Origin of the sequence: Neorhizobium petrolearium, assembly GCF_017873175.1 — a bacterium.
Taxonomy (GTDB): domain Bacteria; phylum Pseudomonadota; class Alphaproteobacteria; order Rhizobiales; family Rhizobiaceae; genus Neorhizobium; species Neorhizobium petrolearium.
Window position 1 is genome coordinate 586732 of the sequence record NZ_JAGGJW010000001.1, and the last position, 13055, is coordinate 599786.

14 protein-coding genes and 1 riboswitch are annotated in these 13055 nt (G+C 62.1%); of the genes, 6 read left to right on the forward strand and 8 right to left on the reverse strand.

The genetic code is table 11. The annotated features are described in order from the left end of the window. Window positions 1-9: 9 nt before the first annotated feature. Genes J2046_RS02970 through J2046_RS02985 form a run of 4 tightly spaced genes read right to left on the reverse strand, consistent with a single transcriptional unit; the run spans window position 10 to window position 3469 of the window. Window positions 10-390 (reverse strand): winged helix-turn-helix domain-containing protein, encoded by a 381-nt coding sequence (locus J2046_RS02970; protein WP_210049359.1) that lies wholly within the window; start codon window positions 388-390, stop codon window positions 10-12. Beyond that, window positions 387-1829: an FAD-binding oxidoreductase gene (locus tag J2046_RS02975; RefSeq protein ID WP_210049361.1), complete on the reverse strand. Its 1443-nt coding sequence runs from the start codon at window positions 1827-1829 to the stop codon at window positions 387-389. The genes J2046_RS02970 and J2046_RS02975 overlap by 4 nt, the downstream gene beginning before the upstream one ends. Before the next feature lie 12 nt (window positions 1830-1841). Further along, window positions 1842-2819 carry an L-threonylcarbamoyladenylate synthase gene (locus tag J2046_RS02980; RefSeq protein ID WP_210049363.1) on the reverse strand — a complete coding sequence of 326 codons (978 nt, stop codon included), beginning with the start codon at window positions 2817-2819 and terminating at the stop codon, window positions 1842-1844. A gap of 32 nt (window positions 2820-2851) precedes the next feature. After that, complete coding sequence (locus tag J2046_RS02985) at window positions 2852-3469, reverse strand: DUF6656 family protein (RefSeq protein ID WP_210049366.1); 618 nt, start codon at window positions 3467-3469, stop codon at window positions 2852-2854. Window positions 3470-3614: 145 nt separating this feature from the next. Continuing rightward, window positions 3615-3829: riboswitch (cobalamin riboswitch) on the forward strand. Window positions 3830-3940: 111 nt separating this feature from the next. On the opposite strand from J2046_RS02985, the gene J2046_RS02990 reads away from it, so the two are divergent. The 3 genes from J2046_RS02990 to J2046_RS03000 all read left to right on the forward strand — a co-directional run bounded on the left by J2046_RS02990 (window position 3941) and on the right by J2046_RS03000 (window position 6418). Further along, on the forward strand, window positions 3941-5188 hold the full coding sequence (locus J2046_RS02990) for an aromatic ring-hydroxylating oxygenase subunit alpha (protein ID WP_210049368.1): 1248 nt from the start codon (window positions 3941-3943) through the stop codon (window positions 5186-5188). A gap of 118 nt (window positions 5189-5306) precedes the next feature. Next, window positions 5307-5738 (forward strand): BA14K family protein, encoded by a 432-nt coding sequence (locus tag J2046_RS02995; protein ID WP_210049370.1) that lies wholly within the window; start codon window positions 5307-5309, stop codon window positions 5736-5738. A 188-nt stretch (window positions 5739-5926) separates the two neighbouring features. Beyond that, window positions 5927-6418: a BA14K family protein gene (locus tag J2046_RS03000; RefSeq protein WP_210049372.1), complete on the forward strand. Its 492-nt coding sequence runs from the start codon at window positions 5927-5929 to the stop codon at window positions 6416-6418. Window positions 6419-6488: 70 nt separating this feature from the next. Here J2046_RS03000 and J2046_RS03005 read toward each other — a convergent pair whose 3' ends face one another. Continuing rightward, window positions 6489-7484 (reverse strand): transporter, encoded by a 996-nt coding sequence (locus tag J2046_RS03005; RefSeq protein WP_210049736.1) that lies wholly within the window; start codon window positions 7482-7484, stop codon window positions 6489-6491. Window positions 7485-7702: 218 nt separating this feature from the next. Between J2046_RS03005 and J2046_RS03010 the strand changes: the two genes are divergently transcribed. The 3 genes from J2046_RS03010 to J2046_RS03020 all read left to right on the forward strand — a co-directional run bounded on the left by J2046_RS03010 (window position 7703) and on the right by J2046_RS03020 (window position 10664). Then, window positions 7703-9508: an acyl-CoA dehydrogenase gene (locus J2046_RS03010; RefSeq protein ID WP_210049374.1), complete on the forward strand. Its 1806-nt coding sequence runs from the start codon at window positions 7703-7705 to the stop codon at window positions 9506-9508. Between the two features lie 14 nt (window positions 9509-9522). Next, window positions 9523-10281, forward strand: a complete 759-nt coding sequence (locus J2046_RS03015; RefSeq protein WP_210049376.1) for a crotonase/enoyl-CoA hydratase family protein — start codon at window positions 9523-9525, stop codon at window positions 10279-10281. 83 nt (window positions 10282-10364) lie between these two features. After that, complete coding sequence (locus J2046_RS03020) at window positions 10365-10664, forward strand: hypothetical protein (RefSeq protein ID WP_210049378.1); 300 nt, start codon at window positions 10365-10367, stop codon at window positions 10662-10664. 8 nt (window positions 10665-10672) lie between these two features. On the opposite strand, the gene J2046_RS03025 is transcribed toward J2046_RS03020, so the two are convergent. The 3 genes from J2046_RS03025 to J2046_RS03035 are packed head-to-tail and all read right to left on the reverse strand — an operon-like array spanning window position 10673 to window position 12987. Continuing rightward, window positions 10673-10969, reverse strand: a complete 297-nt coding sequence (locus J2046_RS03025; RefSeq protein ID WP_210049380.1) for a hypothetical protein — start codon at window positions 10967-10969, stop codon at window positions 10673-10675. A gap of 21 nt (window positions 10970-10990) precedes the next feature. Next, complete coding sequence (locus tag J2046_RS03030; protein ID WP_210049382.1) at window positions 10991-12235, reverse strand: class I SAM-dependent RNA methyltransferase; 1245 nt, start codon at window positions 12233-12235, stop codon at window positions 10991-10993. Further along, entirely contained in the window at window positions 12235-12987 is a 753-nt protein-coding gene (locus J2046_RS03035; protein ID WP_210049384.1) for a TlyA family RNA methyltransferase, read from the reverse strand. Before J2046_RS03035 ends, J2046_RS03030 begins: the two co-directional genes overlap by 1 nt. Window positions 12988-13055 lie beyond the last annotated feature (68 nt).

Sequence of the window (13055 nt, forward strand, 5' to 3'; positions counted from 1 at the left end):
GTCAGCGCCTCAGGCTTCGTCGCTCTTGTCTGACGATTCGAAATTCGGATCTGTATTGGCCGCCAACCAGTCGAGATCGGTGCGCATCGCGTTGCGGCTCGCCTCTTCCATGCGCCGGTAACGGGAGAGCAGTTCCCGACCGAATTCGGTGAGACCGGCCCCTCCGCCGCTTTTTCCTCCGTGGCGGGTGGAAATCGACGGCTCCCGGAACATCCGGTTGATTTCGTCGCCGAGCAGCCAGGCACGCCGGTAGGACATGCCGATTGCCGCGCCGGCTGCCCGGATCGAACCATGCTCGGCGATGAGTTCGAGAAGCTGCGCCTTGCCCGGGCCGAGTCGCACGCCATTGTCGAGGTCGATGCGGATCGTCGTCTTCGGCGCCCGGCTCATGGAACGAGCACCTTGCCGGGATTCATGATGCCGGCCGGATCAAAAGCCCTCTTGATGCGTCGCATCAGGTCCATTTCGATCGGCGATCGGATATGGGCGAGTTCGTCGCGCTTCAACTGACCTATCCCGTGTTCGGCGGAGATGGAGCCGCCGGCAGCGAGCACGATACCATGCACGATCTCGTTGACTTCCCGCCAGCGGGCGATGAAGGCGGCCTTGTCGGCCTTCATGTCCGCACTGAGAGGCTGGGAGATGTTGTAGTGGATGTTGCCGTCGCCGAGATGGCCGAAGGCGCAGATGCGGGCGCCGGGAACGGCCGTCATCACCGCCTTGTCCGCCTCCGCCATGAAGGACGGGATTTTCGAGACCGGCACGGAAACGTCGTGCTTGATCGAGCCGCCCTCCGGCTTCTGGGCGTCCGACATGCTTTCCCGCATGTGCCAGAGTGCCTTCTGCTGGGCAACTGAGGAGGCAATCACCGCGTCGCGTATGAGACCTGCCTCGAATCCCTGTTCGAGCAGCGCCTGAACCATCGTCTGCGCCGTCTCGGCGGAATCGGAAGTGGAGATGTCGATCAGGGCGTACCAGGGATGCGGATCCGAAAGAGGGTCGCGCACGCCTTCGATATGGCGGGTGGTAAACTCGATGCCGATGCGCGGCATCATTTCGAAGCCGGTCAGCGCCGTGCCGCAGAGGTTCGAGGCCCGTTCGAAGAGTTTGAGAGCATCCTCGGGCGAATTGAGGCCCGCGAGCGCCACCTGATGGCCGACCGGCTGCGGAAAAAGCTTCAGCACAGCGCCGGTGATGATGCCGAGAGTTCCCTCAGCGCCAATGAACATGTCACGCAGGTCGTAACCGGTATTGTCCTTCTTGAGCCGTCGCAGGCCGTCCCAGATCTCCCCCGTCGGGAGCACCACCTCGAGGCCGAGGCAAAGCTGGCGCATGTTGCCGTAGGCGAGCACGGCCGTACCGCCGGCATTGGTGGAAAGGTTGCCGCCGATACGGCAGGAGCCTTCGGAGCCGAGCGACAAGGGGAACAGCCGGTTGACCGCTTCTGCCGCCTTTTGCACATCGGCAAGAATTGCGCCGCCATCGGCAACAAGCACATTGGCGACCGGATCCACATCGCGGATGCGGTTCATGCGTTCAAGCGAGACGATCAGGTCATTGCCGCCGGTGCGCGGGGTCTGGCCGCCGACAAGGCCGGTGTTGCCTGTCTGCGGCACGATCGGCGTGCCGGTTTCGCTTGCAAGCTTGAGGATTGCCGAAACCTCCTGCGTGGAGCCCGGCTTGAGCAGCATTGGCGAGGAGCCTTGATAAAGTCCACGGCCCTCGATGAGATGCGGCGCGAGGTCTTGCTGGTCGCGCAGCACATGGTTTTCGCCGACGATCGCCGCAAAGCGGTCGAGAAGCTCTGGTTTGGGTCCCGAAATGTCCATCGGCATCTCCTCTTATTTCCGCGGCGCTGCGGCGCGGGCCAGCCGGTCGTTGATCGCCTCGCCGAGACCGTGACCCGGAATGGGTGTGACGGCGATACGGGTGGCACCGGTCGCATCGGCGCGCTTCAGGTAATCGAACAGATTTGCGGCCGCCTCGGCAAGATCGCCGGAGGGACTGAGGTCGAAAATTGCAGCGGCCTGTTCGATTCCCTTCACCGGAACCGCGCCGAGGCGGATCAACACCTCGCCCGGCTCGACATGATCGGCGTTGAGCCGCACGCTCGCACCCGGCGCATAGTGGGAGGCAAGCATGCCGGGCGCCTCGATGATCGCTGCGGGACCTTCAGGCCGGATGACGGTCAGCCCTGTTGCCGTTTCTATTTCCGCTGCGGCAACCCCGCCGGGCCGCAGCAGCCGGATTGCGCCACCTTCGACGCGAAGGATGGTCGATTCAACGCCGACCGGTGCTGCGCCGCCGTCGATGACGAGCTTCAATTTGTCGCCCAGGTCGTCCGCCACATGCCGGGCGCTCGTCGGACTCACTCCGCCGGACGTGTTGGCGCTGGGGGCGGCGAGCGGTTTGCCATAGGCGCGGATGAGGTCGGCGGCAAAACCCCTCGGCAAGCGGATGCCGACCGTGTCGAGCCCGGCCGTCGCCAGCGAGTGGATGCCGCTTTCGGACCTCAATGGCAGGATCAGCGTCAGCGGTCCGGGCCAGAAGGTCTCGGCAAGCTTTCTCGAGACGGGGTCGAAGACTGCATATCGTTCGGCCATGGCGAGGTCTGCCATGTGGCAGATCAGCGGGTTGAAACGCGGCCGACCCTTGGTCTCGTAGATTCGGGTAATGGCGGCGGGATTGGTGGCGTCTGCCGCAAGTCCGTAAACCGTCTCGGTCGGAATCGCGACAGGAAAACCGTTTGCCAGGACGGCACAGGCGCGCTCGAGCGCCTTTTCGCGATCCGTCGTGATGTCTATGATTTCGGCTGTCATGTTCGCCGTCAATAACGCGGACTCGTCCGCCGTCAAAGCTTTTTGATGATTTCGCGAAGCGCTTCGCTTGAAGCACCGAGCATCAGCACGTTCTTGATCGCTTCCATCGGATCGTGGGTCCTGAACAGGAGCCCGTTCCTGCGGATCGAGCGGTTGATCCGGAAAGGCTGGCCGGGCTCGCTTTCGATCGCGACCGCGAAATACATACGCGCATTCATATGGCTGATGCGCTCGAAGAATTTCTCTTCCTCCTCACCGATCTCGGAGAAGAAATTGGCGATGTAGAAAGACCAGCGCACCGGCAAGCGAGAAGCGAGGAGAGTCCGGGCGGCCGTCACGTGGCAATAGCCGAGATGCGGACGGTCATCGAGCGTGCGATGGAAGATGACCTTGGGGAACTGGATCGAGCGGTGGAAGGCGTTGATCCGCTCGTGGCTTTTTTCGCCTGCGGCCTCCAATCGCTTGCCTGTGCGTTCCGCGACCTCGGCGTAACTGAGATAACGGCGTTCCTCCGGCACCCAGATTGGCTTGTTGCGGGTGATGCGCCCGGTCCGCAGAAATTCCGAATGCACGGTCGTTTTGGTCGCCGCCGGGACAGGAGGAGCCGGCGGAGGAGCTTCGAAGTAGCGGATCTTTGCCTTTGCCTGCACGACGGCGCCGCTCCCATTGATACCGGGATTTTAGGACTCAGGTCTTAATGACGCGTTTCCCTTTCGCGAGGCTTGAGAAAGGCCGTCGTCAATGCGGTTGCCGATGTCGCAATGTCATCTATGCGACAAGTTTGGAGGATGATTATATCCGCCTCAAGCTCAAGGTGCCGCCTCGCTAGGGAAGGCGGAGAATTGGGAAGCCGGTCGAAGCCCGGCGCTGCCCCCGCAACGGTGGTGGAGCTCGAAGGCCTGGCGGAAGCCACTGGGAAAGAGCCGTAAAGGCTGCCCGGGAAGGCGCCAGGCCGGTCCCGCAAGGGGCAGTTCCTGAGCCCGGAAACCAGCCTGAAGTGAACGAGATTTTGACCGATCGCGGCGGGCGTTCGGACAAGGAGACTGGCAGGCTGACGCCGGCTGGCTTTTCCATGTCCTTTCCGCAGGCCGCTTGAAGGTAGCATTGACGAGGAAGGCAAGATGGAAATTCGCAGTCAGGTCCTGCGGCAATTGAAGAACCGCCGTGAAGGCTTCAGCCTCGAACAGGCCTTCTATATCGACCCGGACTATTACAAGCTCGACCTCGAAATGATCTGGTACCGTGACTGGCTGTTCGTCGGCCACGATTGCGAACTGCCGAAGGCGGGAAGCTATTTCACGCTGCAGATCGGAGACTATCCGGTCGTCATCGTGCGCGGCCGTGACGGCCGGATCCGGGCACTTCACAATACCTGCCGCCATCGCGGCAGCCGGGTCTGCACCAAGGAGAGCGGTTCGGCAGTCCGCCTCGTCTGTCCTTACCACCAGTGGACCTACGAGCTCGACGGCTCGCTGATGGCCGCCCGCCAGATGGGGCAGGACTTCGACAAGAGCCAGTTCGGTTTGAAGAAGGTCCATTGCGAAAGCGTCGCCGGCTATATTTTCATTTGCCTCGCCAACGAGGCGCCGGACTTCACGCCCGTCCGCGTGGCAATCGAGCCCTATATGGCGCCGCATCGCCTCTCGGAAGCCAAGGTCGCCCACCAATCGACGATCATCGAAAAGGGCAACTGGAAGCTCGTCTGGGAAAACAACCGCGAATGCTATCATTGCCCCGGCAATCACCCGGAGCTCTGCCGCACTTTCCCGGAGGCCCCGACCGTCAGCGGCGTGGCCGGCGCCATCGATGATCCGGTCATCACCGAACACTGGCGGCGTTGTGAAGCGGCCAATCTGCCGAGCGAGTTCAGGATCTCGCCGGATGGCCAGTTCCGCGTCGCTCGCATGCCGTTGATCGAAGGCGCTGAAAGCTACACCATGTCGGGGGGAAAGGCCGTCGTCCGCCAGCTCTCCGACGACGTGACGATCGATGGCATCGGCACCATGTTGTTTTTTCACTATCCGACCACCTGGAACCATATGCTGGGCGACCACGCGGTCTCCTTCCGCGTCACGCCGCTCGGGCCGGAGGAAACGGCGGTGACCACCAAATGGCTGGTCCACAAGGATGCGGTTGAGGGCGTCGATTACGATATCGAAGAGTTGACGCATGTGTGGAACATGACCAACGACCAGGATCGCCAGATCGTCGAGGAGAACGCCTTCGGTATTCGCTCGCCAGCCTATGAGCCAGGCCCCTATTCGGCGGTCCATGAGGGTGGTGTCATGCAGTTCGTCGAATGGTATTCGAATTTCATGGTCAACCGCCTGCAGGGGGATGAGCAGGCGAAGCTTTCGATCGTGGCGTGACATTCGTGCCGACGAGGCAGATCGCTCGTTCGTGATCGGCGCGGGTCCGGGTTCCCGAGGAACCAAGCTTCCACATCCGCGTTGTTCCCACGTGAAATTAAGACAGGGAAACACAAGCATGAATGCCATTCGTTTGCGTTTGACCACTGTTGCGGCAGCCTTTGCCGTGGCGCTCACGAGCCTTACGCCCGCACAGGCCTTCCAGATGCAGCCGATCCCCGGCATTTCGACCTCGACCGCCATAACGCAAGTCCAATATCGGGATCGTCGCGATTGGCGCCGTGACCGCGCACGGTACGGCTGGTACAACGGCCATCGCGGTTATCGCGACCGCCGACCGGGTTATCGCTATCACAACGGCTTCTGGTTCCCGCTGGCAGCCTTCGCCACGGGGGCGATCATCGGCGGAGCGATTGCAAACGATCGCGCCGGTTACTCCAGCCGGCATGTTGCCTGGTGCGAGAGCCGCTATCGCACCTATCGTGCGTACGACAATACCTACGTGCCGCGCGTTGGCGTGCGCGCACAATGCGTCTCGCCATATCGGTGAAGCTTTCCGGGGCTGGATATGGAACCCGGTTCGGGCATGCGGCCCGGGCCGGGTTTTCTGTCTAAAGCGTTAATCGCGCATTCAGGATGAATTCCCTAGGGTCGCCATGAAATTCAGCCGTCTGATATAAGAGACGCTGCATGGCTCAGAGAATTGAAAGATAAGACAACAGGGTATGGAGACTTGATATGACGCTGTTCAGGAAGATCGCCGCCGCTGGTATTTCGGTCGCCGTTCTGGCTGGCTCCCTGATGCCGGCTCAGGCTATGCCGCTTCCCGCGGCTCCGGCCGCAGTTACGGAAAGATCGGACGTGACCCAGGTACAATACTGGGACCGTGGCGATCGGTGGGAGCGCCGTCACTGGCGCCGCGACGCGTATAGGAATGGTTACCGAGACGGTTATTACAATGGCTATCGCGGCTATCGCGACCGCCGGCCACACCATCGTTACTACAACGGCTATTGGTTCCCGCTGGCTGCGTTTGGCGCCGGCGCAATCATCGGCGGTGCCATTGCCTCGCAGCCGCGTTATGTGGCCCCGGCGCCCTCCTATAGCGGTGGCCTCAATCCGCGTCACTATGAATGGTGTTCTGCTCGCTATCGGTCGTACGACTCCTATTCCAACACGTTCCAGCCCTATAACGGCCCGCGCCAGCCCTGCTATTCGCCTTATTACTAAGGCCAATCGTCAGGTTTTGCGTTTGCAAGCCCGTCCGGCAAAAGCCGGGCGGGCTTTCCGTTTGACCGGTTCAGAGAATACCGATGCGCCTCAGCAGCCACCAGGCAGCAAGCACCGACACGCCTATAAGGCTAAGGGCGTAGCCAGTGCCGTTCGTGCCTTCTGCGAAAGGAAGGGACGAGGTGTTCATCCCGAAGAAGCCGGTGACGAGCGTTGGCGGCAGCAGGAATGCCGTCATCAGCGACAGAATGTAGAGGTGCCGGTTCGTCTCGGAGGAGAGCTTCGAGTCAATTTCCTCATGCAGCAGCCGGGCGCGTTCCTGCAGTGCGTAAACATCGTGATCCACCGCCTCCAGTCGGCCGACCAGCCGCGAAGCCACGTCGTCGAAACCGGGCGGCATCTCGTCGTCGTCGGCCGCCGCCGCGCGCCGCATCAGCGTCAGCACGGTTCTGAGGTGCCGGTGCAGCCGAACCACGGTGCGCCGCACAGGGGCGAGCCGGCGGCGCTCGTCGCGCGGCGTGTTGTCGTAGACGAAATCTTCGATGAGGTTCAGTTCTTCGGTGAGCTCCATTACCAGGCTGATCAGCGTGCGCTGGAATTCGGCGACCAGAGTTTCAAACACGTCGATCGGACGTCTGTAGCGAGAGGCATTCTTTTCGATCGCCGCTCGCATCCGATCGACGGACCGGAGCGGCTGCAGGCGCGTCGTGATGATCACCCTGTCGGAGACGAAGAAGTGCAGCCAGCCGATATCGCGGGTCTCGCTGTCGAATTCCCGCTGGAAATCGACCAGCGTGCCGTAGACGAGCTGCTCGTCGAGCGTGATCGCCGCATGCGTGTCATGTGTGGTAAGTGCTGTGAAGGCCGGCGGCGTCAGGCCCGGAAAGTTCTCCAGGAATGCATTGACGCGCGTGTCGGCGAGATTGAGATGCAGCCAGAGAAAGCCTTCGCTGACATCGAGGTCGCTGCGAGTCACATCGATCGGCAGGCGGGTGCAGGGGGCTGAGCCAGGACGAAAGTGATAGGCCCAGACCAGGCCGGGAATGGCAGGAGCAACGAGCGACATGGGTGATGAATCCGGCAGCATGAGGCATCTCCTTAAGCCCCTTGTGTAACGCTGGTTTCAACAAGATTCTCTAAAGGGCAAACATTGGAATTAGGAAGCGGCCCGCGGCTGAACATTGACAACGGCATTTACGTTTACGTAAAAAGTAGATGAATCCGCGCTGGCGTTGATGTTGGCTGAGCGCGGCAGGCGTCAATGCGCCGACGAGGAGGAGCATCATGTATAAGGCACCGATCGAGGAAATCGCCTTTACGCTGAACCATGTGGCAGGCCTTGCGGATGCCGTGGAGATCGGCCGGTTCGGCGACCTCAGTTCCGACTTGGTCAATGCGATTCTGGACGAAGCGGGACGGTTCGCCACCAATGAGATAGCGCCGCTCGGCGAAATTGGCGACAACCAGGGCGCCCGGCTCATCGACGGTGAGGTGAAGACACCGGACGGCTGGCCCGAACTCTATCGCCACTGGCGGGAGGGCGGCTGGAACGGGCTGACCGCGCCGGAAGCCTTCGGCGGCCAGCATCTGCCGCATATGCTGAACGTTGCTGCTCTGGAAATGTGGAATTCCGCGTCCATGGCTTTCGCGCTGGCGCCGACGCTCACCATGGGCGCGATCGAGGCCATCGCCGCTCACGGCAGCGAAGTGCTCAAGGAGAAATATCTCGAAAAAATGGTGTCCGGCGAATGGACCGGCACCATGAACCTCACCGAGCCGCATGCCGGCTCCGACCTGGGCGTCCTGAAGACCCGTGCCGAGCGTCGCGGTGACGGCACCTATCGCATCTTCGGCCAGAAGATCTTCATCACCTGGGGCGAGCATGACGCCGCCGACAACATCATCCATCTCGTTCTGGCGCGGCTACCCGATGCGCCGGCTGGTACGCGCGGCATTTCGCTGTTCCTCGTGCCGAAATTCCTGGTCGATGACGATGGCTCGCTCGGCGCCCGCAACGACGTCTTCTGTCATTCGATCGAGCACAAGCTCGGCATTCATGGCGCACCGACCTGCACGATGATCTATGGCGACGGCAGGTTCCACCCGGAAAACGGCGAAGAGAAGGGCGCGATTGGCTGGCTGATCGGCGAGGAGAACAAGGGGCTTGCCTGCATGTTCACCATGATGAACAACGCTCGCCTTGCGGTCGGCATGCAAGGCGTTGCAATCGCCGAGGCAGCGACCCAGAAGGCAGTCGCCTATGCCCATGAGCGGACGCAGGGCAGGGCGCCTGGCTGGACTGGCGAGGGCCAGCGGGGGGATATGAGCCCGATCATCGAACATCCCGATATTGCCGGCACACTGATCACCATGAAGGCGCTGACTCAGGGGGCACGCGCCATCTGCTATGCCTGCGCCTACGCAATCGACATGTCGCATCACGCCGAAGGCGACGAAGCTCGCCACTGGTCCGAGCGGGCCGCACTTCTGACGCCTGTTGCCAAATCCTTCGCGACAGATATCGGGGTCGAGGTCGCCTCGCTGGGCATCCAGGTGCATGGCGGCATGGGCTTCATCGAGGAAACGGGTGCAGCCCGTTATCTGCGCGACGCCCGCATCGCGCCGATCTACGAGGGCACCAACGGTATCCAGGCGATCGATCTGGTCACCCGGAAACTGCCGTTGTCGTCCGGTGAACAGGTACGCGGTTTCATTGGCGAACTGAAGGAGATCGCCGAGAGCGTCGCCGCCTCGAACGATACGGCTTTCGGTGAAAGCGGCGACCGGCTGCGCGCCGCAGTCTTCGCACTGGAGGCTGCTACCAACTGGCTCCTGGAGGCGCAGGCTGACGGAAGAAGCGCGGATGCGCTTGCCGGGGCGACACCCTATCAGCGCTTGTTCGGCTTGACACTCACCGGCTGCTACCTTGCGAAAGGTGCCCTGGTGGACATCGGTGACGGCGGCATGGAAAAGCGCGTCGCGCTCTGCCGCTTCATGGCGGAAAACCTGCTCGCCGAGACCTCGGCGCTCAAGGATCGTGTTATCTCCGGCTCGGCGAGCCTTGAAGCCGCCCGCGCCATTCTTGCCTGAGAGGAAGCCTGCCCGTGAGCGACGACCATATCCTTGTAGAGCATCCCGAAACCCATCCGAGCGTCATGGTGATCCGGTTCAACCGGCCGGAAAAGAAGAACGCCATCACCACGGCCATGTATGTGCGGATGACGCAGGCCCTGCACGAGGCCGCCAATCATCAAGCCGTTCGCGTCGTTGCCTTTCTTGGCACTGAAGGCTGCTTTTCCGCGGGCAACGATCTGAGCGACTTCCTGAATTTTGCGCTGAAGGAAGGCGGCGGGCCCCCGGCGGCGTTCGAGTTTCTCCAGGCGCTGGCGACAATCGAGAAGCCGCTGGTTTCAGGCGTCGACGGGCTGGCGATCGGCATCGGCACGACGCTTAACCTGCATTGCGACATGACGGTTGCCTCCTCGCGCAGCCTGTTCAGAACCCCGTTCGTCGATCTGGCACTCGTTCCTGAAGCCGGGTCCAGCCTGCTCATGCCGCGGGTGATGGGGCATCAGCGCGCCTTCGCCATGCTGGTGGCCGGCGAAAGTATCTCGGCCGAAGCCGCATGTGCCGCAGGCCTGATCTGGAAGGTGGTGGAGCCGGAAGCCGTGGAGAAGGAGACCCTGGCTCTGGCCGACAGCCTCGCCAAGAAGCCGCCGCATGCGCTGAAGATCACCCGCAACCTGATGAAGGGCAACGGCGACGCCCTTCTGGCCCGGATGGACGATGAACTGGTGCATTTCACCGCACAGCTCAGGAGTGCCGAGGCGCGCGCAGCCTTCGAGGCCTTCATGCGACGTTAACGCTGCCGCTCGGGAAAGTCGGGCCGCCGTCTTCTTTTGGCGCATGAGCAGAGTTAGATTTCTCCTGAAAAGAGGAAAATCCCATGCGCAAAATCTTGGTCGGCCTGACGATCCTGCTGCTATCATGCTCCGCCGCCGGTGCCGGCGAGGTTTCGACGGCGGGCGGCGGGGCTGCCATGTCGCTGATCCAGTATCAGGGGAATACCCAATCACGCACCGACGATCGTCCGCCGCGGCCGCAACGTTATCTCTGCGTCGTGCCGCCGCGCCAGAGTGACGACCGCACGCGGCCTTATGTCTGCAGGGCGAGCGCTGGCCGTGTCGGCGGGACCTGCCGCTGCCCCAACGTCGTCGGCACCGGCCGGTTGGACCTGGATTATTAGCTGCACGGCTACCTGATCAACGGCAGCAAATGGTCGATCGTGACACCGGCGAGGCGCTTCACAGCCTCCGCCGAACTGAGGCGTACTTCAGGATTTTCCTCAACTGCCCGACCATGCCAATATTTTGCAGCATGTAGATCGCCAATCCGTTCGTAGCATTCGCCCAGTTTCATTCCAAGGTAGCCGGCGTCCAGCGAGGGATCACCATCAGCCATGAACAGATAGATCTTGATGGCGTCCGCAGTCCTTCCGTCAGCTATGAAATCCGACGCTGTCTTCTCAAGCAGGTTGAAATCATAAAGCACCGGCTTCCTCCAATTTGAGAATTATCTCTCCAGCAGCGCCACCGCTTCCACATGCGGCGACCAGAGGAACTGGTCGATCGGAGTGACCGATTTGATGCAATAGCCGCCATCGGAGAGAATTCCGAGATCGCGGGCGAGCGTGAGCGGATTGCAGCTCACTGCTGCGACGGTTTTCACGGTGGAGCGGGCAAGCTCCTTCATCTGTGCCTCCGCGCCGGCACGCGGCGGATCGAAGACGACGGCGTCGTAATTCTTCAACTCCTGGACCGTTATCGGCCGGCGGAAGAGATCGCGTTTCTCGATCGTGACGGGCTTCAGGCCCTGCGTGTTGCGGGCGGCATGCTCCAGCGCCTTCAGCGGCTTTTCCTCGCTTTCGACGGCATGTACCCTGGCAATCCGGGCCAGTCGCAGCGCGAACGTGCCCGAACCCGCGAAAAGGTCCAGCACGCGCTTAGCCTTGCCGACATGGGAAAGCACCAGTTCGGCCATCGCGTCCTCAGCCGGTTTCGTCGCCTGGGTGAAGGCGCCCGGCGGCGGCGCGACCTTCACGCCACCGAAATCGATCAGCGGCTTCTGCGGCTCGATGACCACCTCGCCGTTCACCGAGACACGGGCGATCCCCTTGAGGCTGAGCACGGTCTCAGTCACGGCGCGGCGCTGCTTGTCGGAAAGTGGCTTCAGGCCGTCGGCGGCAAGGTCGAGGCCGGAAAGCGTTTCGAGCACCGTGATGCGGAAGGTATCGGAACCGGTCGCAAGGACTTGCCCGATCGCCCGGATTGCTCCGAGCCGCACCATGATTCCTTGCGAGGCGATCGGACATTCTTTGATCGAGACGATGTGATGCGTTTCGGCGCGGTTGAAGCCGAGCAGGAAATCCTTCTCCGTTTTCCGGGCGGAGAAGACGACGCGCCGACGTTCGCCGGGATGAGCGGCGATGAGTGCACCGATTTCCGGCGTCAGCCCCCTGGATCTCAGCGCCTCGATGACCAGATCACGCTTGAAGACGCGATAGGGCGCATCCGCCAGATGCTGCAGCGAACAGCCGCCGCAGGCGTCGCGATCCGGATCGAAATGCCGACAGAGGGGCGCGATGCGGTCCGGCGAGGCTTCCGCGATCGACATCAGCGTGCCGTGGCCGCCGTTGCGGGCAATCGCCACCGTCTCGCCCGGCAGCGCATAGGGTACGTAGATCGGTCCCTGTGCGCCCTCTGCGATGCCGTGGCCCTGCGTGCCGAGGCGTGTGATCTTAGCCGTTTCTGTGCTCATTATGGTTTCCGCCCTGCGAGCAGGAATTCCTGGTTGCCGTCGCCGCCGGCAATGGGGGAGGGGATGAGGCCGAGGCTCGTCCAGCCCATGTCTTCCACCAGCCAGCGTTCAAGTTCTGCCGCCACTGTGGGAGCGGTGTCCGGATCCCGCAGAAGGCCGCCCTTGCCGATTGCTTCGCGGCCGGCCTCGAACTGTGGCTTGACGAGAAGCACGCATATGGCGCCGTGCTGGGCAAGGTTCAATGCCGGAGGCAGTGCCAGCTTCAGCGAGATGAACGAAACGTCCGAAACGATGAAATCGATCACCTTGCCGCCAAGGTCGTCCGCGGTAAGGTTGCGGGAGTTCAGCCCTTCGATATTGGTGACACGCAGGTCGCCGGCGATCCGCTCATGCATCTGGCCGTGCCCGACGTCGATCGCGGTGACATGTGCGGCTCCCCGTTGCAGCAGGATCTCGGTGAATCCGCCGGTCGATGCACCGATGTCGAGGCAGGTCTTGCCCTCCGGATCGAGCTCGAAGTGGTCGAGCGCCGAGACCAGCTTCAGTGCAGCGCGGGAGACATAAGCCTTGGCCGGATCGTCTACGGTGATTGTGGCATCCCCCGGAAAGGTCTGCCCGGCCTTGGTGATGACCTGGCCATTGACGGTAACAGTGCCTCGGGTAATCGCGTCGCGCGCCCGCGACCGGCTTTCGAAGAGTCCCGATGATACCAAAAGCTGGTCGAGGCGCTGATTTTCAGAAGTGTTGGACATACTGGCAGTCAATGCCCGGCTCTGCTGTCCCTGGCAAGTATGTCGCGGGTGAAAACTTAAGCGGCATG

Excerpts from the sequence above, each read along its gene's own strand:
- J2046_RS02970 (WP_210049359.1), bottom strand. The coding sequence starts at position 390 with ATGAGCCGGGCGCCGAAGACGACGATCCGCATCGACCTCGACAATGGC.
- J2046_RS02975 (WP_210049361.1), bottom strand. The coding sequence starts at position 1,829 with ATGGACATTTCGGGACCCAAACCAGAGCTTCTCGACCGCTTTGCGGCG.
- J2046_RS02980 (WP_210049363.1), bottom strand. The coding sequence starts at position 2,819 with ATGACAGCCGAAATCATAGACATCACGACGGATCGCGAAAAGGCGCTC.
- J2046_RS02990 (WP_210049368.1), top strand. The coding sequence starts at position 3,941 with ATGGAAATTCGCAGTCAGGTCCTGCGGCAATTGAAGAACCGCCGTGAA.
- J2046_RS02995 (WP_210049370.1), top strand. The coding sequence starts at position 5,307 with ATGAATGCCATTCGTTTGCGTTTGACCACTGTTGCGGCAGCCTTTGCC.
- J2046_RS03000 (WP_210049372.1), top strand. The coding sequence starts at position 5,927 with ATGACGCTGTTCAGGAAGATCGCCGCCGCTGGTATTTCGGTCGCCGTT.
- J2046_RS03005 (WP_210049736.1), bottom strand. The coding sequence starts at position 7,484 with ATGTCGCTCGTTGCTCCTGCCATTCCCGGCCTGGTCTGGGCCTATCAC.
- J2046_RS03010 (WP_210049374.1), top strand. The coding sequence starts at position 7,703 with ATGTATAAGGCACCGATCGAGGAAATCGCCTTTACGCTGAACCATGTG.
- J2046_RS03020 (WP_210049378.1), top strand. The coding sequence starts at position 10,365 with ATGCGCAAAATCTTGGTCGGCCTGACGATCCTGCTGCTATCATGCTCC.
- J2046_RS03030 (WP_210049382.1), bottom strand. The coding sequence starts at position 12,235 with ATGAGCACAGAAACGGCTAAGATCACACGCCTCGGCACGCAGGGCCAC.
- J2046_RS03035 (WP_210049384.1), bottom strand. The coding sequence starts at position 12,987 with ATGTCCAACACTTCTGAAAATCAGCGCCTCGACCAGCTTTTGGTATCA.